The sequence below is a fragment of the Salinicola sp. LHM genome, assembly GCF_034479735.1.
In the GTDB taxonomy this organism is placed as follows: Bacteria; Pseudomonadota; Gammaproteobacteria; order Pseudomonadales; family Halomonadaceae; genus Salinicola; species Salinicola salarius.
On record NZ_CP140261.1, the window covers coordinates 3,222,853 to 3,244,983 of the forward strand.

Genomic DNA, 22,131 nt, shown 5'->3' on the forward strand with positions numbered 1-22,131 from the left:
TCACCAAGCATTACGGCGCATTCACGGAGCATGGCGTGAAAGGAATCATCGACTCGTTCGTCCCTCTCGGTCGAGGTGGGACAATACTCTTCGTCATGGCATTGCTCTCGGGTTGTAGCCATTCTCTGCCGGGATTCATGAACCCTCAGGGGCCGATCGCCGAGGCACAGAAGCACCATTTCTGGTTCGTGGTGTTCGTCACATTGATCGTGGTATTACCGGTGATCATCCAGACCCCGATCATCCTCTGGCGCTACCGTTACCGCGGCAATGCGGTCTATCGACCGCATTGGGCCATGTCGCGCTGGCTGGATATCGCCATGTGGGGCGTGCCGTTCGTGGTCGTCATCGTGCTGGCCGTCGTGCTCTGGCGAGAAACCCATCAGCTCGATCCCTACCGCCCGCTCGATTCCGACAAGCAGCCATTGCAGGTTCAAGTGGTGGGTTTCGACTGGAAGTGGCTTTTCATCTATCCCGAACAAGGCATTGCCAGCATGGGTCAACTGGTATTGCCGGTAGATCGCCCTATCGCGTTTCAACTGACGTCGGCCACCGTGCTGCAGTCATTTTTCATCCCGGCGCTCGGCAGCCAGATCGACGTCATGAACCGCATGGTCACGAAGCTTCATCTTCAAGCCGACAATACGGGACGCTTCCAGGGCAAGAACATGCAGTACAACGGCAGTGGCTTTCATCGTCAGCGCTTCATGACCCAAGTCGTCGACGATGCGCAATTCGATGATTTCGTCGCTCATGCTCGACGTGACGGCTATCGGCTCGACCGGCAACGCTTCAACCAATTGAACGAAAAAAGCGATGCCACCGATTTCGCTGGCATGCTGGGAATCGAGAACTATCAGCATGGCGATCTCATGGCATTTTCGCCCATTCCGTCGCGACTCTTCGACGCCATCGCCCACCACGCACCGATCGACTGGACGTCACTGACGATATCGCCACCCCAAAATCGCAAAATCATGGACGAACGGATGCCACCCTCGAACGCTACCCCCGCGCCCCCTGATGCCGAGGAAAACACTCACGATGAAGCTGACGACAACGGCGGGGAGAAGGCAACGTGAGCGATATCTGGAACTTTGTCTTCGGTCGCCTGGGCTGGGATGCCCTGCCCTTCTGGGAGGCTGTTCGCGACCCGACGACCTTCAATATCATCAACGGCATCATTGCCGGCGGAGCCGCTGGAATGGTCGTGCTGGGCGTGCTCGGCGCCGTGATCCTGGTGACCTGGCTGGGCAAGTGGAAATATCTGTGGTCGGAATGGCTGACCAGTCCGGACCACAAGAAAATCGGGATCATGTTCATCGTCATCGCCATGGTCATGCTCTCTCGCGCGATAATCGAAGCGGCATTCATGCGCGCGCAGCAGGCAGTCGGGCTGGACGGGGGCTTTCTGTCGCCCGAACACTTCGGCGAGTTCTTCACGACTCACGGCACGATCATGATCTTCTTCATGGCGATGCCGTTCCTGACCGGCATCATCAATTACGTCATGCCGCTGCAGATCGGCGCCCGTGATCTGTCGTTTCCGGTCATGAATCAGATCAGCCTTGGCCTTACCGCAGCGGGCGCGGCGATCGTGATGATTTCACTGGTGCTGGCGCCATTCTCCACCGGCGGCTGGAGTGGCTATCCCCCTTATACGGAACTGTCCTACAGCCCAGATGCCGGGGTCGACTACTGGATTTGGGCGGTGACGCTATCCACGCTCTCCTCGACGCTGACCGGCATCAATTTCGCGGTGACGATCTATAAAAAGCGCGCGCCCGGCATGAAGCTATTTCGTATGCCGCTGTTTACCTGGACCGCGCTGAGCACCGCCATCCTGATGATCTTCGGCATGCCGCCGCTGACGGTCGCCACTGCCCTGCTGGCACTGGATCGCTATCTCGATTTTCACATGTTCACCAGTGATCTGGGTGGCAACATGATGAACTACATCAACCTTTTCTGGGCCTTCGGTCATCCCGAAGTCTACATTCTGATTCTGACGCCATTCGGTATCTATTCCGAGGTATTTTCGACTTTTTCAGGAAAACGACTCTACGGCTATACCCTGCTCGTGATCGCGACCATATGTATCGCCTTCCTCTCGTTTACCGTCTGGCTCCACCATTTCTTCACCATGGGGCAGAGCGCCGCCATCAATGCCGTCTTCGGCATCGCGACGATGCTGATCGGCATCCCGACCGGTGTAAAAGTGTACGACTGGATGCTGACCATGTATCGCGGACGAGTCAGACTATCGGCTCCCATGATCTACGCCGTCGGATTCATCATGCTGTTCGTGATCGGCGGTTTGACCGGCATCATTCTCGCCACCCCGAGCGTCGATTATCAAGTGCACAACTCGCTGTTCCTGATCGCTCATTTTCACAACATGCTGATTCCCGGAACGCTCTTCGGCATGCTGGCGGCTACCAATTTCTGGTTCCCCAAGGCCTTCGGCTTCCGTCTGGAAAAACGCTGGGGACGACGTGCCGCCTACTGTTGGGTCATCGGTTTCATGCTGGCGTTCTTCCCGCTTTATGCGCTCGGCGTACTGGGCATGCCGCGCCGCTCGCTGACCTTCTTCGAGCCCGCGTACCTGCCCTGGACCATTGCCGCCGGTTGCGGCGCGATCGTCATTCTCTTTGCCATGCTGTTCTTGCTGATCCAGCTCTGGGTGAGCGTCCGAGACCGCCATCATAACAACGTCTTTGTCGGCGATCCGTGGGATGGACGGAGCCTCGAATGGGCGACCAGTTCACCACCGCCGGAATACAACTTCCCGGTCATCCCCGAAGTGTTCAGCCGCGACGCCTTCATGGCCGAGAAAGAGCAAGGCAAGGCGTATCAGATACCGGACGAGTTCCCCGATATCGAAATGCCCGCCAACAGCGCCATGGGCGTGATCATCGCGGTGACCGGTACGGCGATGGCGTTTGGTCTGACCTGGTACATGTGGTGGCTGGTGATTCTCGCGGCGATGGTCACGCTGGTCGCCATCATTGCACGCGGCTACGTGCGCAAGACCACGCGCACCATACCCGGCGACGAAGTTCGCCGCACGCACCTGGCCTGGATCGAATGCGTGCGCCGAACGACGCCGGTCGACCGTTCGAAAGAGCAGACGAGGGAAAACCGGGGGCTCCCCGTGCCGCCCGTGGAAGGAGCCGTTCAATGACGACGATCACGAAGCCAAACGACGGCCACGCCAATCGGACGCCGCACCGCGTGCATCATCCCGGCCTCAATCTCGGGCCAGCCCATCAAGAGAGCGAGGATACTCGCGAAGAGATGGTGTTCGGATTCTGGGTGTTCATGATGAGCGACCTGATTATCTTCGGCCTGCTCTTCGCGACCTACGTCACCATGCTAGGCGGTACTGCCGGAGGCCCCGGCCCCAGTGACTTGTTCGAACTCAAGAGCGCCTTCATCGAAACGATGTTGCTGCTGACCAGCAGCTTCACGTTCGGCATGGCATCGCTGGCGCTGAAATATCGCAGCGACCGGAAGGTCCTCGTCATCTGGCTACTGGTGACGCTGCTGCTGGGCCTCGGCTTTCTCGCCCATGAACTCTACGACTTCCACAAGATGTTTACCGAAGGCGGCGTGCCCAGCCGAAGCGGCTTTCTCTCGGCGTTCTTCTCGCTGGTGCCCTTGCATGGCCTTCACGTCATCGGGGCCTGTATCTGGTTGATTGCCCTGCTCGGCCAGATTGCCGTGCATGGGCTCGACCCACCCACCAAGACCGGCCTGATGCGGCTGGCCATTCTCTGGCACTTTCTGGACGTGGTCTGGATCGGCATCTTTTCGCTGGTGTATCTGGGAGGCATCGTATGAGCCATCGCCAACTTTCCGAGCAGGAAGCGCGTGAGAAATCCAGCGAGTTGCGCAGCTATCTCTGGGGGTTCGGGCTGGCACTGATCCTGACGCTGATTCCGTTCGGCCTGGCGGCCTATACGCAGATGGCAGCAGGAACGCTCTATCTCGTCATTGCCGGCTGCGCCGTGATCCAGATCGTGGTGCACTTCCGCTTCTTCCTGCACATTACGCTGGCCAGGAACAAGCGTGAGGATCTGCAGTTGATCCTGTTTACCGTCCTGATCCTGGCCATCATGGTTGGCGGTACGCTGTGGATTCTATTCAACCTCTATTATCGGATGATGCCCGACATGTTGCCCTGATCCGATGGATCGATCGTGGCCAGGCCGTCCGTGGCGACGATCGATCCCGGACCGGCTTCCCGTAGCGCCTCGGGCACGAAAGGCGCCAGCCATTGATGGGTATCAGCTCGACTCCTGTGAACCGCCTGGCTGCAGATCGTTTGCCCTGGCGAACGCCAGAATCACTTGCCGCAAGACCTGACGCTGCTCCTCTGGCAGATTACGGTAGATCCGCAGCACCTCGTCTTCCTCGCCATTGACGGGTACGATCCAGGTCGCCTGCATGGGGGCGTGAGCCTGCGAAGTCTGTTCACCGTAACGCAAGACCTGCGGCTCGATGCTCAACCATCTCGCCAGTACCTGCAGCTTGTCCTGCGAGGGTATCGAGTCGCCTCGCAACCACCGACGGACCGCCTGGAAAGTGATCGGCGATCCCCAGTAGCGCAAGTTGAACTCACGCTCCAGCACTGAAGGCCGCGGTTCATACCCAGCGGCGGTAAGCGCCGCCTTTAGGCGCAACGCGAACATGCTTTTTTCATCCATGGATTGAATTTGAACTATTTGTTCAATTTCCGTTGAACCATAGTTCAAATTTGTATTGAATTATTAATTCAACCCCCTATCGAATTTTGGAGTCGATAGTAGCCGTTGGGTCGCAGTCTCACTAGAAAATGCTCGTTGAATGCCACAGGGATGGGGCGAGGTAAAAGGCTTTGATGAGGTGCCACGCCGTGAACCTGGATTGCTACGAAACATGGCGCCAAGACGTCATGGACCAAACAAGACAAATCGACGCACTGACCGAAGAATGGCTCGACCGGGTACGCTGGATCGCCAGGCAGCATTACAAGGTAACGGATGCCTGTTTCACCCTGGTGGGTAGCGATCAGCAATGGTGCAGGAACAGCGACGGGTCGGTATCGACCGATATCCCGAATGCCCTGTCGCCCAACCATCACACCCTGCGCCACAACGAACTTTTCGTCATCGAGGATGCCTCGCTTCATCCCGAGTTCGCCAGCCATCCCCAGGTCGTCGGATCGCCCCATTGGCGCTTCTATGCCGGCGTGCCCGTGCGCGACATCGAGGGATCCTGCATAGGTACGCTCTGTCTCCTGCATACGTCGCCGATTCCGGCTCGGACGCTGGATTTCGAGATGCTTCATGTCCTTGCCCACCAGATCGAGGACGAGATCGGCCGTTACCTGCTGACCCAACGTCCGCCAGGGCTGACGCCCGATCAGATCGACACCCTGACCGGCCTGCCCGATCGGGGTCTGCTCCAGAAGCTGATGAAAGAAGAGCTGGCACTTGCCAGGCAATCCCAGGGCAACCTTTCGGTCTGTCTGATCAATCTGGACGGGTTCAAGAGCATCAACGAATCGCACGGCAACGCCGCCGGTAACGCCGTGCTGCAGGTCATCGCCGAACGCCTGCGCGATGCCGTGCGTCGCAAGGACGTGGTGACGTATCTGGGAGGGGACGAATTCGCCATCATTCTGCGCGACGTGCTGAAGCCAGCGATCAGTCAACGCATTCTCGATCAGATCCGTATGCCCGTCCAGACAGAGGAGCACGTCCATAGCCTTACCGCCAGCATGGGCATTACCTGCTACCCCGATGACGAAGCGGATGCGGATGCGTTGCTACACCATGCCTACCAGGCCATGTACTCGGCCAAGGAGTCGGGCAAGAACGGGTACTGCTATTTCGATCTCAAACTTCATCACTTTCGTCGCGAGCGCCTGGCCACCGCCCGCAAGGTCCGTCTGGCGCTGTCGCAGCAACAGCTGGAACTCTTCTATCAACCGAAGATCGACTACCATTTCGACACGGTGACGGCATTCGAAGGGTTGCTGCGCTGGCGCCTGCCCTCGGGCAAGATTCTGCCGCCGGGCTGCTTTCTCCCGCAGATAGAGCACACCTGGCTCGACATCGAGATAGGCAAATACGTCATCGACAAGGCAGTGACGGCTATCGAAGAGATCATGCGGCGTGGCCTGCCCTATTCGGTCAGTGTCAACGTCAACCCATCCAGTTTTCTGGATAGCGGCTTTGTCGACCATTTGCACCGCACCCTCTCGCACCACGATAGGAATTTCGTGGAGCGGCTCACGCTGGAAATCCTGGAAAGCACCTCGCCGCAGGAAGACATGGAAGCCATTGCCGCCAATATCCAGACTTGCCTCCGGCTCGGCCTGCAGCTATCGCTGGATGATTTCGGCACCGGTCAATCGTCGCTGAGTTACCTACGCACCTTCCCCACCCAGAAGGTCAAGATCGACCGCTCCTTCGTGATGGGAATGCTCGACAACCCCGAGGACGAAGCCATTGTCGCGGCGATCATCGGTCTGTCGAAGAGCTTCAATCGGCAGTCCATTGCGGAGGGGGTAGAGAATGGCTCGATCGAGGCGCATCTCAAGGATCTCGGCTGCGACATAGGGCAGGGCTTCTACTACAGCCCCGCCCTACCTTTCGACGAGGCTCTTCAATGGGCGGAGAATTACCAACGGCGACACTGAACCACTCCTGAATGGCCGGATCAGGTGTGCGCAGAATCGACTCCCGACGGTGTGGTCTCCCGGTTACCAGCCCCTCGCGCGAACCGCGTCAAGCGCACATCGACGGTCACGGTAAGCGCTTCCAGCGCCTCCGCCCTGGCCCGGCCTTCGGCACTGGCGCGGTAGAGGTGCGGCGTCATCGCCAACAAATCGGCAATGGCCTGCGGCTCCTCCAGCGCCAACGAATAACGGATCGTCTCCACGTCTTGCCGCACCAGCCCCTCGGGCACCGCTGCCGATCGCTCGCGCTCCGGTTTCAGGCTGGGGTAGATGATCTCGCGCAACTCGCGAAGATGGTCCGGCCCGGCATCGGCCTGGATCAGCACCCCACCCGGCTCGAGCACGCGAACGAATTCCGGATAGACCGGGAAGCCGAACAGACACAGCACGCAGTCCAGCGAACCATCCTGTATCGGAAGATTGGCGTTGCTGCCCACCATCCAACTGGCACGCTCTTCTCGCCCATGTGTCGAAACTTGTCGACCGGCTGCGCTTTCCGGCGTCTCGGCGTCTTTGTCCTGCCTGGCAGCAGACGATATCGCTCGCTCTTGCTTGGCAGCAGACAGCACCGCCCACTTGGAGATATCCAGGCCCAACAGTGACAAGACGGCATCGGGGGCGCTCGCCGCCAGCCGACGCAGGTAATACCCCTCGCCGCAGCCGGCATCCAGGCAGCGAAACGCGTCGCCGGCGGGTCGTTCCGCCAGGGCAAGACGCGATACCGCCTCGGCGATGGGCTGGTAATGGCCCGCATTCAGAAAGCGCTGGCGTGCCGCCACCATCGCCTTGCTGTCCCCCGGATCGCGGGAACGCTTGTGCTGGACGGGCAGCAGGTGGGTATAGCCCTGCCGCGCGATATCGAAACTGTGACCGGCCGCGCAGCGCCACGTCTGGCCCTGGCGATGCAGCGGGTCTCCGTCCAGCGGACAGGCCAGCGCGGAAAAAGGAATGAAGGACATGGTGCCACCACTTGCTCGTGAAGCCCGCCAGTTTACGCGAAATCCATCATCGCTCGAGGCCTCGGCGCTTCAGAACGAACGACTACGACAGCGGGCCCTGGCTGTCGCGCCCCGATAGCCTGCTCATCCCGAACCCTGCCAGCTCCGGCGCAGCGCGACCGCTCGTCAGCCAGCGACCCAGCGACTCCCCCATGGCGCTGGCGAACTTGAAGCCGTGGCCGGAGAAGCCGCCGGCCACGATCAGGCCGGGGAGCAGCTCATCGATCAGAAAGTGCTCGTCCGGGGTGCGGATATATTGGCAGACAGCGCCATGACGCAACGTACCGACGCCCGGCAGATAGCGGTCGATCACCTGCTGGAGCTCGGCGATATCCTCGGGATGTTCGCCAAACGGCGCCATCGGCTCGCCCGGCGCCAGAACCTGGCCGCTGTCGTGGCGGCCGATCTTGAACCCGGCGCCCTTGATGTCAGGGAAGCCATAGTAGATGCCGAGCTCGTCGTCGGTCAGGCTGAAGCCGGGGAAGCGCTCCGGGGCATAGCGGTCGTCGGCCTCGAACCAGGCGAACGTCTTGCGCACCCGCGTCAGTGGCAGTTCGATCCCGAGCTCGGCCAAAAGCGGCGCTACGTGCTGCCCTGCGGAGACCAGCAATCTGTCGGCGCTGAATCGCCGCCCGTCAGCACAGGTCGCCGCATAACCGCCCTGCTCCAGAGGTTCCAGGCGCACGACACGAGCATCCGATGTCAGCGTCACGTTGGCACTTCGTTCGACTCGCTGCCGCCAGCACTCGATGATCCGCTCGACCCGCAGCACACCGGCGCGCGACTCGAAACCGCCACGCATCGAGGCATCGAGTTGCCATCCCGGCCAGCGCTCGGATGCCGCCGAGCCATCCATGCCCTCCAGCGGCAGACCGTACTGCCGCGCACTGGCTTCGACCTGCTGGATGAACGGCGCCGAAGCCGGGCCGAGATTGAGCACGCCGGTGGGCAGAAACAACGATTCGCCCGTTTCCCGTTCGAGCTCGCGCCAGCGCTCCAGCGCACGCAGAGCCAGCGAGACATAGCCGCTGCCCTCGCCGTAGGCCAGGCGAATCAACCGGGTTTCACCGTGATGCGCCCCCTGATCGTGGGGCGGGCGATGAGCATCGAGCACCCTCACCACGTGGCCACCGGCGCCGGAATGGGCGGCCAGGTAATCCGCCGCCGCCAGCCCCATGCTGCCGCCACCGATGATCAGATAGTTCGTATGTGTCTCGGAATACATTCCATAATCTCTGCAATCGGCCCTTGAAATCGGTCTCTACAATCGGACCTGTAACCGGTTCCTGCAATCGAGCCCTGCGACCCGTCTCTGCAACCGATATCAGGCCGACGAGCCTTCGCCCGGTTGCGACGCTGTCCGCTCGGCTTCGCCCTCGCTCCGGGCAATCACGGCGGTTCCCGTCAGGTCGCCGGTGACGTTGAGCGCGGTACAGCCCATGCCGACCAGCGCGTCGATCGAGGTCAGCAGCGCCACGGTTTCGATGGGCAGCCCGACCTGAGCGAAGACCGTCGCGATCATCACGATACCGGCACCGGGCACGCCCGCCGTGCCGATGGAGGTCAATGTGCCGATCAGCACGATTTCGACCATGGTCATGAAATCCAGCGGCATGCCGACCACGTTGGCCGCGAATACCGCCGAGATCGCGATCCGGATTGCCGCGCCGTCCATGTTGATCGTCGCGCCGAGCGGCAGGCTGAAGCCGTAAAGACTCCGAGAAATACCCAACCGCTGTGCCGCGTTCAGCGTCAGCGGCAACGTGCCGGTACTGCTCTGGGTCGCGAAGGCCGTTGCCATCGGCGTGCGCGCCTCACGGAAGAACGCTTTCAAGCGCACCCCGAACGCCTTCATCAATACGCAATAGAGAACCAGATGCATGGCCAGCGCGAGATAGAGCACGATCACCATGGTGCCCAACGACAGAATGGTATCCATGCCCTGTCTGGCCACGGTTCCCGCGACGATGGCGAACACCCCGATGGGCACGTACTGCAGCACGCCCGCCATCACCTTCATGGTCACCGCGTTCAAGCCTTCGATGACGCCGTAGAGCTTCTCGCCCAGCTCGCCCTGGCCCTCGCTGTGGCGCATCTTCAGCAGCGCGATGCCGAACACGAAAGCGGTAAAGATGATCCCCAGCAGGTTGGGTTCGGCGAGCGCGCCGACGATATTGTCCGGTACGATGCTCAACAGCACGCTGACGAGGCCCGGGTTTTCCGGCACGTCGACACTGGCGCCGTCGTCCAGCGTCATGCCGCTGCCCGGCGAGAACAGCGACGCCACCGCCAGCCCGACCACGATCGCCATGGCTGAGGACGCCACGTAATAACCAAACACCTTGCCACCGATGCGTCCCATGCGGCCGAGATCGGCCTGATTGATGCCCACGATCAAGGTGAACAGCACGATCGGCACGATCAGAAACTGCAGCAATCGCAGCAGCAGATCGCCGAACGGCGCCAGCCAGCCCGCGACCGTCTCACCACCGATCAATCCGACCACCACGCCGAGAACCAGCGCGATGGTCACGCGCAGGATTAGCGAAGCGTCGAGGTAGCCTCGAAATAGCGTTTTCATGGATATGCCCTATCGCAAGCAGTAGGCGTCATGGCTCTGCCGGATCTTCTCTTCATGACCAAAGCTAAAGCTCATGACCAAAGATAAAGCTCATGACCAAAGCTAAAGCCTAACGCAAAAAGCCCGGCACGTAGCCGGGCTCCGGGCGGCAAATGCGCGATATCAACCGCCGATCTTGTCCTGCGTTCGTGTTTCGAAGTCGCTGGCGTCGTGGCGTTCGTGAAGCTGGGTTTCCGGCTCGCCGAAGGTACGGTTGACCATGCGGCCGCGCTGCACGGCCGGGCGGGCGTCGATCTCCCTGGCCCAGCGCTGGACGTTCTCGTAGCTCTCCACGTCCAGGAACTCCGCGGCCTCGTACAGCCGTCCCAGCACCAGTTGCCCATACCAGGACCAGGTGGCGATGTCGGCGATGGTGTACTCGTCGCCCGCCAGGTAGCGTGATTCGGCCAGCCGCCGGTCGAGCACATCGAGCTGCCGCTTGGCTTCCATGGTGAAGCGATCGATGGCGTATTCGATCTTCTCCGGCGCATACGCATAGAAGTGGCCGAAGCCGCCCCCCAGATACGGTGCGCTGCCCATCTGCCAGAACAGCCAGTTCATGGTCTCGACCCGCTTGGCCGGATCGGTCGGCAGGAAGGCCCCGAACTTCTCGGCCAGGTGCAGCAGGATCGAGCCGGACTCGAACACGCGAACCGGCTTGTCGCCGCTGTAATCCATCAGCGCCGGAATCTTGGAATTCGGGTTGACCTCGACGAAGCCGCTGCCGAACTGATCGCCGTCGCCGATATTGATCAGCCAGGCGTCGTACTCGGCGTCCTTGCCCAGCGCCAGCAGCTCCTCGAACATGACCCCGGCCTTGACCCCGTTGGGCGTGGCCAGCGAGTAGAGCTGGAACGGATGCTTGCCGACCGGCAGCGCCTTGTCGTGGGTCGGCCCGGCGACAGGACGGTTGATGCTGGCGAACTTTCCGCCGCTCTCCTTATTGGGCGTCCAGACTTTCGGCGGAACGTACTCGTTTTGCTGGCTCATGAAGTTTTCCTCTCGATGAAGACTCGGCACCGTATGACGAAAAAACGCATGGCGAGTCGTAAGGGTTACCAGGGAAGGTAGCGTGTTAAGGATTATCTTGCGACCCCTCGAGCAAAAACCAACCTCTCGGCCGCTGTCATCCGATTCCGCCGAAGGCGATGTCCGGATGCAGCCACCATCGCTCGCCGACTTTTCATTCAGAGCCTAATCTGACGGAATCCGTCAATGCCGTTGTCTGCTTCAAGGAGCTACTCATGACCGATCGCATCCTGGTGTTCTACGGTTCCTACCGATCCGACCGCGCCGGTATCCGCCTGGCCGACTATGCGGTGCGTACGCTCGCTGCGCGCGGCATCGACGCCGAACTGATCGATGCCAGGGCAATCGATCTTCCCATGCTGGATCGCATGTACAAGGAGTATCCCGAGGGCGAGGCGCCGGAGGCGATGGAAGCCCTGGCCGGCAAGATCCGCGAGGCGGACGGCTTCGTCTTCGTCACCGGCGAATACAACTGGGGCATGCAACCGGGGCTCAAGAACCTGACCGACCACTTCCTGGAAGAGTGGTTCTGGCGGCCGGCCGGGATCGTCAGCTACTCGGCCGGCCGCCTCGGTGGCGCCCACGCCAACATGGCCTGGCGCGGCACGCTGGCCGAAATGGGCATGGTGGTGATCTCCAGCACGGTCGCCGTCGGGCAGATCGGCAAGACGCTGGATGAAAGTGGCACGCCTCTCGGCGATGCCGGTGCCTCCTTCGAGCGTGCTTTCGGCCGGTTTGCCGACGACCTGGCCTGGTGGACCGAGGCGGGCAAACGCCAGCGTGGGCATCGCGCACCGCCCTTCTAGAGCCCGTCCTTCTCGCCCTCCTCGCAGGTCGACGCGCTACACTAGAGAACAGCACTCGCCCGTGACGGCGGGCGACCCCGGCCAGGAACCCCGGCCGGCTTCGGCTTCATGGACAAGGAACCTTCGAACTTCGCATGACGACGATTTTTCCCACAACGCCTGTCTTCGCAACGACGATCTCGATAACGCCTGTCTTCGCAACGACGGTCTCGATAACGACCTTGCCCACGATAGTCGTGCCCCGCCGCGGGCCATGCCGCGCATCATGAGCGATACCCGCCTCTTCCGCTCGCTGCGACTCTACAACTATCGGGTCTGGGCCATCGGCGCGCTGGTCTCCAATATCGGCACCTGGATGCAGCGCGTCGCCCAGGACTGGCTGGTGTTGACCATTCTCACCGACCACAATGCCAGCGCCGTGGGCATCACCATGGCGCTGCAGTTCGGCCCGCAGTTGGTGCTGTTGCCGTTCACCGGCTACGCGGCGGATCGCTTCGACCGCCGCAGGCTGATCATGCTGACCCAGGCGCTGCTGGGCCTGCTGGCGCTGGGGCTCGGCCTGGTCACGGTGACCGGCGTGGTGACGCTGTGGCAGGTCTATGCGTTCGCGCTCGGACTCGGCTGCGTGACTGCCTTCGACGGCCCCGCCCGCCAGGTGTTCGTCAACGATCTGGTCGGCGAGCGCTATCTCGCCAATGCCGTCGCCCTCAACTCGACCTCATTCAACAGCGCGCGGATGATCGGCCCGGCGGTAGCCGGCGTGCTGATCGCCGCCATCGGCACCGGCTGGGTATTTCTCGTCAACGCGGTCTCCTTCGCGGCAGTGCTCGGTTCGCTGTTCCTGCTGAGGACCGATCAGCTCTATACGTCGCTCAGGTCGGGCCGGCGCGCCGGCGGCCTGCTGGAAGGCTTTCGCTACGTGTGGAGACGCCCCGACCTGAAAGCGATGATGGTCATGCTGTTTCTGATCGGCACCTTCGGTTTCAACTTCCCGATCTATATCTCCACCATGTCGGTCACCGTGTTTCACGGCGGCGCCGACCAGTATGGCCTTCTGACCTCGGCACTGGCGGTCGGCTCGGTGGGCGGCGCGCTCATGGCCGCCCGTCGCGAACGACCCAACCTGCCGCTGCTGGCGGTATCGACGCTCGCCTTCGGCGTCTTCTGCACGCTGGCCGGCGTCGCGCCCAACGTCATCGTGTTCGCCGCGATGCTGACGATGACCGGGTTCTCGGCGCTGACCTTCAATACGGCGTCCAACGCGCTGATGCAGTTGACCACCGATCCCGCCATGCGCGGCCGCGTGATGGCGCTGCGCATGGCGGTGATCATGGGAGGCACACCGCTCGGCGCCCCGATCGTCGGCTGGCTGGCCGACCATGCCGGGCCGCGCTGGGCGATGATGGTGGCCGCCGCCTCCGGCCTGATCGCGGCGACCGTGGCCACAAGGCTGATCCTGCACGAAAGGCGGCGTCAGGCATCCACCGGCTAGCGGTACTTCACCGGGCGGCGGGCGGGCTCTCCCGGCGCATCGTCATGCCCGACATGCCGGGGGCCTGCTCGCGCATCAGCTCGATGAAGCGACGCAGGCGCGGCGGGTAGTCCTCGGCGTAGGGATAGACCAGATAGACCGGCAGCGGCGACGGATACCAGCTCGGCACCAGCTGGACCAGACGCTTCTCTTCCAGATCGTCGGCAACCCGCCAGGCCGAGACGATGGCGGCGCCGAAGCCCGAAACCGCGAGCCGACGGATGGCTGCCAGATTGTCGGTACTTACCCGCGGGGTTATGGCGAAGTGCTGTTCGCGACCGTCGACGGCGTGCGTCAGCGAGACGCGATCGCGGTAGAAGGTGCGCAGCGCCAGCCAGGGTAGCGAAGCCACGGCATCGATATCGTCGATCTCGATCCCGGCGACGACCTCCGGCGCGGCCACCACGATACGCGGCACCTCCGCTACGGGCACGGCGACGACCGCCGGGTCCTCTACCTTGCCGACACGAATCACGCAGTCGATACCTTCGGCGATGAAGTCCGGATAGCGATCGTGCAGCAGCCACTCGACACTGACCTCCGGGCAGTCTCGAAGATAGGATTCCAGCAGTTCCAGCAGCTGCTCCTGGCCGAAGGCATGCGGCACCAGCACCCGCAGCCTGCCGCGCGGCGTCTCGGTCAATCCCTGCAGGTCCTGGGCCATCGAATCCCAGCGCTCGCACACGCCCTGGGCATGGCGAAAGCAGCGCTCGCCGTCATCGGTGAGGCTGAGACGATGGGTCGAGCGTTGCACCAGCCGCAGCCCCAGCATGCTCTCCAGCGCCTTGAGTCGCCGGCTGACGGTGGGCTGGCTCACGTCCAGGCGCTGGGCGGCGGCGGACAGACTGCCGGTTTCGACGATACGCATGAAGGTCTGCAACAGTTCGAGGCGATCGGCGGAGCCAAAGCGGGCGTCATCCATGGCGTGTCATTCATCCTGTGCATAGGCGTTGTGCGAATCACGCTACTACACGCGATGGTCATACACCATCAGAATGCACGACATCCCAAAACCGCATCAGGAACTCGTCATGAACTGCGCTTCGAACGCGACGGCGCCGCCCGCGCTCCCCCGCCGGCTGATACTACTGCTGGCGACCAGCGCCGGGCTCAGCGTCGCCTCGCTCTACTACGTGCAACCGCTGCTCGGCATTCTGGCGGCGGATATCGACATCGATGCCCGCACGGCCGGCCTGATCCCGACGCTGACCCAGCTCGGCTACGCCCTGGGCATTCTGCTGCTGATCCCGCTGGGCGACCGGGTGGATCGCCGCCGTCTGATCGTGATCAAGGCCATTCTGCTGGCCCTGGCACTGCTGGCGACCGCGCTGGCGCCGTCGATCGCTACCCTGCTGGTCGCGAGCCTCGCCGTCGGCCTGACCGCGACCATCGCGCAGGACATCGTGCCCGCCGCCGCCGTGCTGGCCGCCGATCGCGAGCGCGGCAAGGTCGTCGGCACCGTCATGACCGGCCTGCTGCTGGGCATTTTGCTGTCGCGTGTCGTCAGCGGCCTGGTCGCCGAAGCGTTCGGCTGGCGCGCCATGTTCCTCATCGCCATGGGGCTGATCATGCTCATCAGCGTGGCGCTGTGGCGCGGCCTGCCCCGGTTCGAACCGACCTCGCGACTCAGCTATCGCGCCCTGCTGGCGACGCTGTACCACCTGTGGCGCGATCAGCCGGAACTGCGCCGCGCCGCCACGGCGCAGGCGCTGCTCTCGGTCGCCTTCAGCGCCTTCTGGTCGACCCTTTCGATCCACCTGCTCGAGAGTTACCAGCTCGGAAGCGCGGTCTCCGGCGCGTTCGGGCTGGCCGGCGCCGCCGGTGCACTTGCCGCTCCGCTCGCCGGTCGCATGGCCGATCGCAGCGGCCCGCATCAGGTCACCCGCATCGGCAGTGCGATCGTGGTGCTCTTCTTCCTGGCGATGGCGGCCGAATCCTGGCTGCCCGCGCCGCTGGCCTTGGGGCTGATCGTGATTGGCGCGCTGGGCTTCGATTTCGGCATCCAGGCCACGCTCGTCTCCCACCAGACCCTGATCTACGGACTCGACCCCGCCGCCCGCAGCCGTCTCAACGCAGTGATGTTCACGCTGATCTTCATCGGCATGGCGGCGGGCTCGGCACTGGGAAGCTTGCTGCTCGGCACGTGGGGCTGGCCGGGCGTGATCGCGCTGGCGACCCTGTCGGCGCTGGGCGCGTTCCTGATCCGCCTGCTCGACCGGACGCCGACGCTGGCCGCGCAGCGCTGACGCTCACTACACGGCAGCAGGCCACCGGGCGCCGCCGGTTTCGTACCGGCGGCGTCTCGGCATCTCCTTTCCCGGGGGCCAGGCGTCACACCATGCCGCCATTGGCGCGCAGGATCTGGCCATTGACCCAGCGGCCCTGCGGTCCGGCCAGGAACGAAATGACATCGGCGATCTCCTCCGGCTGGCCCAGGCGTTCGAACGGCGCCAGGTTGGCGATCGACTGGATCTGCTCCTCGCTCTTGCCCTCGAAGAACAGCTCCGTCCCCACCGGGCCGGGCGCCACGCCATTGACGGCGATATTGCGGCCCCGAAGCTCGTTGGCGAGCACCTTGACCAGCCCTTCGACTCCGGCCTTGCTGGCAATGTAGGCGCCATACCCCGGGAAGGACTTGCCCAGCACCGAAGAGGACAACGCGATGATGCGACCGCCTTCGCCCAGGCTCTCGGCGGCTTTCGCCATTACCAGCCAGCTGCCGCGCAGGTTGATCTCGAGCGTCCGGTCGAGAATCGCGACGTTGTCGCTGGTCATCTTCGCCATCTGCATCATGCCAGCGTTGTTGACCACGACATCGAGCCGGCCGAAGGTCGCCAGCGTCTGCTCGAACAGGCGCGCCACGGCGTCAGCATCGGCGATATCGGCCTGGACCGCCAGGGCGCGACCACCCTTGGCTTCGACGTCCGCCACGACCTCCTCGGCCAGCGCCGTGTTGCCAGCGTAGTTGACCACCACGGCGAAACCATCGGCGGCCAGTTGCAGGGCGATGGCACGGCCGATGCCGCGAGAGGCGCCGGTAACCAGCGCGACTTTCTGTTCAGTACTCGTCATGAGTCGACTCCTTGTCTCATTCGATGGATCGGCAGGTGCGAAGCGAGTGCCCGGCGAACAATGCCTTGTCGTCGCCTCCACCAGCCCAGCGAGAGGCAGTATTGGCGTTTCCATGAGCTGAATAAATCGACTAATCTGCCAACACTATTCAGCCCAGGCGAACAATAATGGACCGGTTCGATTCGATGACGCTCTTCGTGCGGATCGTGGAAAGCGGCAGTTTCACGCGCGCGGCCAATGCGCTGGATATTCCCCGCGCCACGGCGACGCTGGCGATTCAGCAACTGGAAACTCGCCTCGGTGTGAGGCTGCTGGAGCGAACCACACGTCAGGTTCGGCCGACACCGGAGGGCGAAGCCTTTCACGAACGCTGTGTCCACCTGCTGGCGGAACTCGAGGATGCCGAATCCATCCTGCAGCCGGTTGCGGACAACCCACGAGGCGTATTGCGTGTCGAACTGCATGGCACGCACGCCAGTCGAATCGTTCTGCCCCGGCTCGATGCCTTCCATGCGCGCTATCCCGCGCTGGAGCTGATCATCACGACGGGAGATCGACGGGTCGACCTGGTCGGCGAAGGTATCGATTGCGCGTTGCGCAGCGGCGAACCCGAGGATTCCAGCCTGGTCGCACGGCGGCTGGCGACACTCGAGCAGGTCATCTGTGCGAGCCCGGCCTACCTGGAACGCATGGGTATACCGCGCACACCCGACTCGCTCCGCGACCATCACGGCGTTCACTTTGTCTCCGGGTTCAAGGCTCCGGACAGGACTCTCGATCTGATCGTCGATGGCGAAAAGCGGGCCTTTACTACCGGTGGCTGGCTGACCGTCAACGATGCCGAAAGCTACGTGGCAGCAGCTCGGGCGGGCTTCGGGCTGATTCAACTCCCCCGCTTCAGCCTGGCGCCCCATCTGGCCAGCGGCGAGCTGGTGGAAATCCTGCCCGGGTGGAAGAAACCGGCGCTCCCTCTCCATGCGGTCTACCCGCAGCGACGCCAGCTTTCGCCAAGGGTGCGCGTCTTTCTGGACTGGATCGCCGGTATCTATTGGGAAGCCTTCGGCACGCCCGAAAATCCGAGCCCGTGAACCTCAGCCAGACGCCGGTCCGGCGCGGCGCCATTCGTCCATCAGGTCATCCAGCTCCTCGAAGAAGCTTTCCAGAACCAGGTTGGGCGGGCGACCCTTGCGGGTGATCAGGCAGTAGCTCGTCTCGTAGCCGAAATCGTCGGGGCAGAGCTGCTTCATCTCGCCCTGTTCTACCCAGCGTTGGGCGAAATGGGTCGGCAGGAAGCCGATGTAGCTCCCCGTCAGCACCAGAAAGGCGACGCCTTCCCGGTCGGTGGCCGACGCCATCGGCTTGAGGCTTTCGTACGCTTTCCGGATCTCCGGCGTCTGGGCGTAGGACGGCACGACGGCGTCGTATTCGGCGATCCGATCGGGCCCGGTGGCTCGATCCTCAAACAAAGGATGCCGGCTGCTGCAGTAGAGTGCCGACCGCTCCTCGTAGAGCGGCACGTAATCGAGGCCGGGGATCGCCTTGAGCCTGGGCACGGCGCCGGTGTGCAGGCTGCCTTCGAGAACCGCCATCTCGATATCGCCGGGAGGCGCCATGCGGATGTTGATGTGCACCCTGTCGCCCCTGGCCTTGAGGGCTCTCAACGCCTCAGTGATATGCATGTTGGGCATGGTGACGAGGTTGTCGGTAATGCCGATATTGAGCTCGCCGGTCAATTGGGAATGCAGCCCGTTGACGCGGGTGCGGAAGTCCTCCACCGCCGCCAGCAGCTGCATGGTGGCGTCGAAGACCGCCTGCCCCTCGCTGGTCAGCTGGAAGCCGCTGCGGCCTCGCTGGCAGAGCCGCATGGAGAGCCGCGCCTCCAGGTCGCTCATCGCCATGCTGATGGCGGCCCGGCTGATGTTGAGATCGACCTCCGCCGAGGAGAAGCCGCCGCATTCGACCACCTTGCGAAAAATACGCAGCAGCCGCAGATCGACGTCTCCCAGCTGCCCCATCAGCGTTATCTTGCGTTGACTCATCAGACCCTGGCCCTCGTTACCACCCGCTCGTCACCACCTGCTCGTCACCGCCCGCCGCTCAGCACACAGCCCACGCCGCCGGGAACGGTCGATAAAGTTAAGCGTTCGCTTTAGTGAAATTGTAACTATTCAGGTGGCTGCGGATGGCATGTCGCCAACCACCTGATTTTTTTGGCATAGTGTGCCTGATCCTTCGGCACGTCTATGCGGTGACATGACCATCAGCGATATCAACGTCGACGAGGCCCTGGAACGGGTCCGGCAGCAGCTCAAGGAAGACCACACGGTCTCGCCTTCCTTGCGTGCTGCCATCGACGTGCTGATGCTGCTGGTCAAGCTGATGGCCGACCGACTGGCCACCAGCAGCCGCAACAGCAGCAAGCCGCCGTCACAAGACCCCAACCGCCAACGCCGTTCCCGGGCCAAGGGCGAGCGTCGCCCTGGCGGGCAACCGGGTCACGAAGGCAAGACGCTGGCGCCGGTCACCGATCCCGACGAGATCGTGTCGTTGCGCGTCGATCGCCGCACCTTGCCCAAAGGGCGCACCTATCGCTCGGTCGGCATCGAAACGCGCCAGGTGCAAGACATCGTGATCCAGGCCGTCGTCACCGAGTATCGCGCCGAGGTGCTGGAGGACGATCTCGGGCGGCGCCATGTGGCGCCGTTTCCCGACGGCGTGACCCGCCCGATCCAGTATGGCCCACGTCTCAAGGCGCATGTCGTCTATCTCTCGCAGTATCAGTTGCTGCCCTATGCCCGCATCCAGGCGCTGCTGGCCTCACAGTGCGATCTATCGCTGAGCACCGGCACGCTGTTCGCCTTCAATCAAGAGGCCTATCAGCGCGCCGAGGCGTTTGCCGAGTGGGCGATCCCGGCGCTGAGGCAAGCCGCGACCGTGCATGCCGACGAGACCGGGATGCAGGTCGGCGGCAAGCGCTACTGGCTGCACAGCGCCTCGAATGACGCCCTGACCTACTTGGCGCCTCACGCCAAGCGAGGTCAGGAGGCCATGGATGCCATCGGCATCCTGCCCTATGTCCAGGGGGTGCTGGTGCATGATCACTGGAAGCCTTACTACCGCTACGCGGATTGCCGCCACGCACTTTGCAACGCCCATCACCTGCGTGAATTGACTGCGGCCTGGGAAAATGACCACCAAAAGTGGGCCAAGGCGCTGCATGATCTGCTGCTGGAGATGCATCAGGCCGTTGACGCTGCCGGTGGCACGCTCTCGCCCGAAGAGGCGCAACGCTGGCGAGTCCGCTATCGGCAGTGCCTGACAGAGGGTGAGACCGAGTGTCCGCCACCGATCCCACCACCACCGGGAAAGCGCGGTCGTGCCAAACGTACCAAGGCACGTAACCTGCTCGAACGTCTCCAGGCGTACGAGGACGACGTGCTGCGTTTCCTCGACGACCCCGCCGCGCCCTTCACCAATAACCAAGGGGAGCGTGACCTGCGGATGACCAAGGTCCAGCAGAAGATTTCAGGCTGTTTCCGCTCCTGGGAAGGTGCCGAGATCTTCTGCCGGATGCGCAGCTTCCTCTCGACGGCGGTCAAGCAGGGCCTGGCAGCGCACACCGCACTGGAACAGTTGTTTGCCGGTGAAGTGCCCGAATTCATGCGTCGGGACGGCCTGGATCAGGCAGCGTGACCTGAATAGTTACGTGAAATTAAGCATACCGGGATTGTTTGACGCTATCTCCCTGGCTCACTCTTGGCCGAAGGCCGGCCGGGCAATCGCTCGGCGTCGCGCCGCATCCGGGTTTTCCATCGTCGATTGACGAACAAGAGGATCGATGTCACATGTCCGAGCAGCTGACTCACTTCGTCGACGGCAAGCGTGCCGCGCTGGATTCGACGCGCACCAGCCCGATTTTCAATCCGTCCACCGGCCGACAGTCCGGCGAGGTTCTGCTGGCATCGAAAGCGGACACCGAGCGGGTCATCGCCTCGTCGCAGGCCGCGTTCGAGCAGTGGTCGGCTTTTTCCCCGCTCAAGCGCGCCCGGGTGCTGTTCAAGTACAAGGCGCTGCTGGAAACCCATGCCGACGAACTGGCCCGGCTGATTGCGAAGGAGCACGGCAAGGTGCTTTCCGACGCCAGGGGCGAGCTGACCCGCGGGCTCGAGGTGGTCGAGTTCGCGTGCGGCATGCCGCACCTGCAGAAAGGCGAGCATTCGCTCAACGTCGGCCCCGGCATCGATTCGTACTCGATGATGCAGCCGCTGGGCGTGTGTGCCGGCATCACGCCGTTCAACTTCCCCGCCATGGTGCCGCTATGGATGTTCCCGATCGCCATCGCGGCGGGTAACACCTTCGTGCTCAAGCCCTCGGAGAAGGACCCGTCGTCCACCCTGCGCATCGCGGAGCTGTTCAGCGAAGCCGGCCTGCCCGACGGCGTGCTCAACGTCGTCAACGGCGACAAGGAAGCCGTCGATACGCTGCTGACCGATCCGCGGGTCCAGGCCGTCAGCTTCGTCGGCTCCACCCCCATCGCCGAGTACGTCTACGCTACCGCCTCGGCCCACGGCAAGCGGGTACAGGCGCTCGGCGGGGCCAAGAACCACATGGTGATCATGCCGGATGCCGATCTCGATCAGGCCGCGGACGCGCTAATGGGCGCGGCCTACGGCAGTGCCGGCGAACGCTGCATGGCGATCTCGGTCGCCATGCCGGTGGGCGAAAAGACAGCGGAGGCGCTGCGCGAGAAGATCCTTTCCCGACTGGACGAGCTGCGGGTGGGCGAAAGCATCACCGACGGCCCGGATCACGACATGGGGCCGCTGGTCTCCCGCCAGCATCTGGAAAAGGTCAGCGGCTATATCGAACAGGGCGTCAAGGAAGGCGCCGAGCTGGTGCGGGATGGCCGTCGTCTCGACCACGGCACGGACGGCTTCTTCATCGGCGGCACCCTGTTCGACCACGTCAGGCCCGGCATGCGCATCTACGACGAGGAGATCTTCGGCCCGGTACTGGTCATCGCCCGCGCCGAGAGCTTCGATGCCGCGGTGAAGATGGTCAACGATCACGAGTTCGGCAACGGCACGGCCATCTTCACCCGGGACGGCGACAGCGCCCGCCAGTACTGCGAGCGGATTCAGGTCGGCATGGTCGGCGTCAACGTGCCGATCCCGGTGCCCATGGCGTTCCACAGCTTCGGCGGCTGGAAGCGCTCGCTGTTCGGCGCGCTGCATGTCCACGGCGCGGACGGCGTGCGCTTCTATACCCGCATGAAGACCGTCACCGCCCGCTGGCCATCCGGGCTACGCGAGGCCACCAACCAGTACACCATGCCCACTCTCTGACAC

The 22,131-nt window shown here is 62.9% G+C and carries 19 protein-coding genes; 11 read left to right on the forward strand and 8 right to left on the reverse strand.

Annotated elements, in window-relative coordinates:
• Positions 1 to 35 precede the first annotated feature (35 nt).
• The 4 genes from R5R73_RS14715 to cyoD are packed head-to-tail and all read left to right on the forward strand — an operon-like array spanning position 36 to position 4,187.
• Positions 36 to 1,082 carry a cytochrome ubiquinol oxidase subunit II gene (locus R5R73_RS14715; protein WP_322527918.1) on the forward strand — a complete coding sequence of 349 codons (1,047 nt, stop codon included), beginning with the start codon at positions 36 to 38 and terminating at the stop codon, positions 1,080 to 1,082.
• Positions 1,079 to 3,184: a cbb3-type cytochrome c oxidase subunit I gene (locus tag R5R73_RS14720; protein WP_071229851.1), complete on the forward strand. Its 2,106-nt coding sequence runs from the start codon at positions 1,079 to 1,081 to the stop codon at positions 3,182 to 3,184. The genes R5R73_RS14715 and R5R73_RS14720 overlap by 4 nt, the downstream gene beginning before the upstream one ends.
• Complete coding sequence (locus R5R73_RS14725) at positions 3,181 to 3,843, forward strand: cytochrome c oxidase subunit 3 (protein WP_071229852.1); 663 nt, start codon at positions 3,181 to 3,183, stop codon at positions 3,841 to 3,843. Before R5R73_RS14720 ends, R5R73_RS14725 begins: the two co-directional genes overlap by 4 nt.
• A complete protein-coding gene (gene cyoD / locus R5R73_RS14730) occupies positions 3,840 to 4,187 on the forward strand; it encodes a cytochrome o ubiquinol oxidase subunit IV (RefSeq protein ID WP_071229853.1) in 348 nt (115 codons plus the stop codon). Before R5R73_RS14725 ends, cyoD begins: the two co-directional genes overlap by 4 nt.
• Positions 4,188 to 4,289: 102 nt before the next feature.
• Here the strand turns inward: cyoD and R5R73_RS14735 are convergent, their stop codons facing one another.
• Positions 4,290 to 4,694 carry a transcriptional regulator gene (locus R5R73_RS14735; protein ID WP_282097183.1) on the reverse strand — a complete coding sequence of 135 codons (405 nt, stop codon included), beginning with the start codon at positions 4,692 to 4,694 and terminating at the stop codon, positions 4,290 to 4,292.
• 242 nt (positions 4,695 to 4,936) lie between these two features.
• Here R5R73_RS14735 and R5R73_RS14740 point away from each other — a divergent pair, with 242 nt between their 5' ends.
• Entirely contained in the window at positions 4,937 to 6,688 is a 1,752-nt protein-coding gene (locus R5R73_RS14740; protein WP_071229855.1) for a sensor domain-containing phosphodiesterase, read from the forward strand.
• Between the two features lie 20 nt (positions 6,689 to 6,708).
• On the opposite strand, the gene R5R73_RS14745 is transcribed toward R5R73_RS14740, so the two are convergent.
• From R5R73_RS14745 to yghU, 4 genes are all read right to left on the reverse strand, one after another.
• Complete coding sequence (locus R5R73_RS14745; protein ID WP_071229856.1) at positions 6,709 to 7,686, reverse strand: putative RNA methyltransferase; 978 nt, start codon at positions 7,684 to 7,686, stop codon at positions 6,709 to 6,711.
• Positions 7,687 to 7,768: 82 nt separating this feature from the next.
• Complete coding sequence (gene solA / locus R5R73_RS14750) at positions 7,769 to 8,950, reverse strand: N-methyl-L-tryptophan oxidase (protein ID WP_071229857.1); 1,182 nt, start codon at positions 8,948 to 8,950, stop codon at positions 7,769 to 7,771.
• Between the two features lie 99 nt (positions 8,951 to 9,049).
• Positions 9,050 to 10,306, reverse strand: coding sequence for a dicarboxylate/amino acid:cation symporter (locus R5R73_RS14755; RefSeq protein ID WP_071229858.1), 1,257 nt, complete (start codon positions 10,304 to 10,306; stop codon positions 9,050 to 9,052).
• 162 nt (positions 10,307 to 10,468) lie between these two features.
• A complete protein-coding gene (gene yghU / locus R5R73_RS14760; RefSeq protein ID WP_071229859.1) occupies positions 10,469 to 11,335 on the reverse strand; it encodes a glutathione-dependent disulfide-bond oxidoreductase in 867 nt (288 codons plus the stop codon).
• A 254-nt stretch (positions 11,336 to 11,589) separates the two neighbouring features.
• Between yghU and R5R73_RS14765 the strand changes: the two genes are divergently transcribed.
• Together R5R73_RS14765 and R5R73_RS14770 are read left to right on the forward strand one after the other, a co-directional pair.
• On the forward strand, positions 11,590 to 12,180 hold the full coding sequence (locus R5R73_RS14765; protein WP_071229860.1) for an NADPH-dependent FMN reductase: 591 nt from the start codon (positions 11,590 to 11,592) through the stop codon (positions 12,178 to 12,180).
• A gap of 265 nt (positions 12,181 to 12,445) precedes the next feature.
• Positions 12,446 to 13,672 (forward strand): MFS transporter, encoded by a 1,227-nt coding sequence (locus R5R73_RS14770; RefSeq protein ID WP_071229897.1) that lies wholly within the window; start codon positions 12,446 to 12,448, stop codon positions 13,670 to 13,672.
• A gap of 7 nt (positions 13,673 to 13,679) precedes the next feature.
• Here R5R73_RS14770 and R5R73_RS14775 read toward each other — a convergent pair whose 3' ends face one another.
• Positions 13,680 to 14,633: a LysR family transcriptional regulator gene (locus tag R5R73_RS14775; RefSeq protein WP_071229861.1), complete on the reverse strand. Its 954-nt coding sequence runs from the start codon at positions 14,631 to 14,633 to the stop codon at positions 13,680 to 13,682.
• Between the two features lie 109 nt (positions 14,634 to 14,742).
• Here R5R73_RS14775 and R5R73_RS14780 point away from each other — a divergent pair, with 109 nt between their 5' ends.
• A complete protein-coding gene (locus R5R73_RS14780) occupies positions 14,743 to 15,957 on the forward strand; it encodes an MFS transporter (protein WP_071229862.1) in 1,215 nt (404 codons plus the stop codon).
• Positions 15,958 to 16,042: 85 nt separating this feature from the next.
• Here the strand turns inward: R5R73_RS14780 and R5R73_RS14785 are convergent, their stop codons facing one another.
• Positions 16,043 to 16,783 carry an SDR family oxidoreductase gene (locus R5R73_RS14785; protein WP_071229863.1) on the reverse strand — a complete coding sequence of 247 codons (741 nt, stop codon included), beginning with the start codon at positions 16,781 to 16,783 and terminating at the stop codon, positions 16,043 to 16,045.
• 167 nt (positions 16,784 to 16,950) lie between these two features.
• Here R5R73_RS14785 and R5R73_RS14790 point away from each other — a divergent pair, with 167 nt between their 5' ends.
• The gene (locus R5R73_RS14790) at positions 16,951 to 17,871 is read left to right on the forward strand and encodes a LysR family transcriptional regulator (RefSeq protein WP_071229864.1); all 921 of its coding nucleotides are present in this window, start codon (positions 16,951 to 16,953) and stop codon (positions 17,869 to 17,871) included.
• 3 nt (positions 17,872 to 17,874) lie between these two features.
• Here the strand turns inward: R5R73_RS14790 and R5R73_RS14795 are convergent, their stop codons facing one another.
• Positions 17,875 to 18,822 carry a LysR family transcriptional regulator gene (locus R5R73_RS14795; RefSeq protein WP_071229865.1) on the reverse strand — a complete coding sequence of 316 codons (948 nt, stop codon included), beginning with the start codon at positions 18,820 to 18,822 and terminating at the stop codon, positions 17,875 to 17,877.
• 214 nt (positions 18,823 to 19,036) lie between these two features.
• Between R5R73_RS14795 and tnpC the strand changes: the two genes are divergently transcribed.
• Entirely contained in the window at positions 19,037 to 20,476 is a 1,440-nt protein-coding gene (tnpC, locus tag R5R73_RS14800) for an IS66 family transposase (RefSeq protein ID WP_023004967.1), read from the forward strand.
• A gap of 152 nt (positions 20,477 to 20,628) precedes the next feature.
• Positions 20,629 to 22,128 carry a CoA-acylating methylmalonate-semialdehyde dehydrogenase gene (locus R5R73_RS14805; RefSeq protein WP_322527919.1) on the forward strand — a complete coding sequence of 500 codons (1,500 nt, stop codon included), beginning with the start codon at positions 20,629 to 20,631 and terminating at the stop codon, positions 22,126 to 22,128.
• Positions 22,129 to 22,131: the final 3 nt, after the last annotated feature.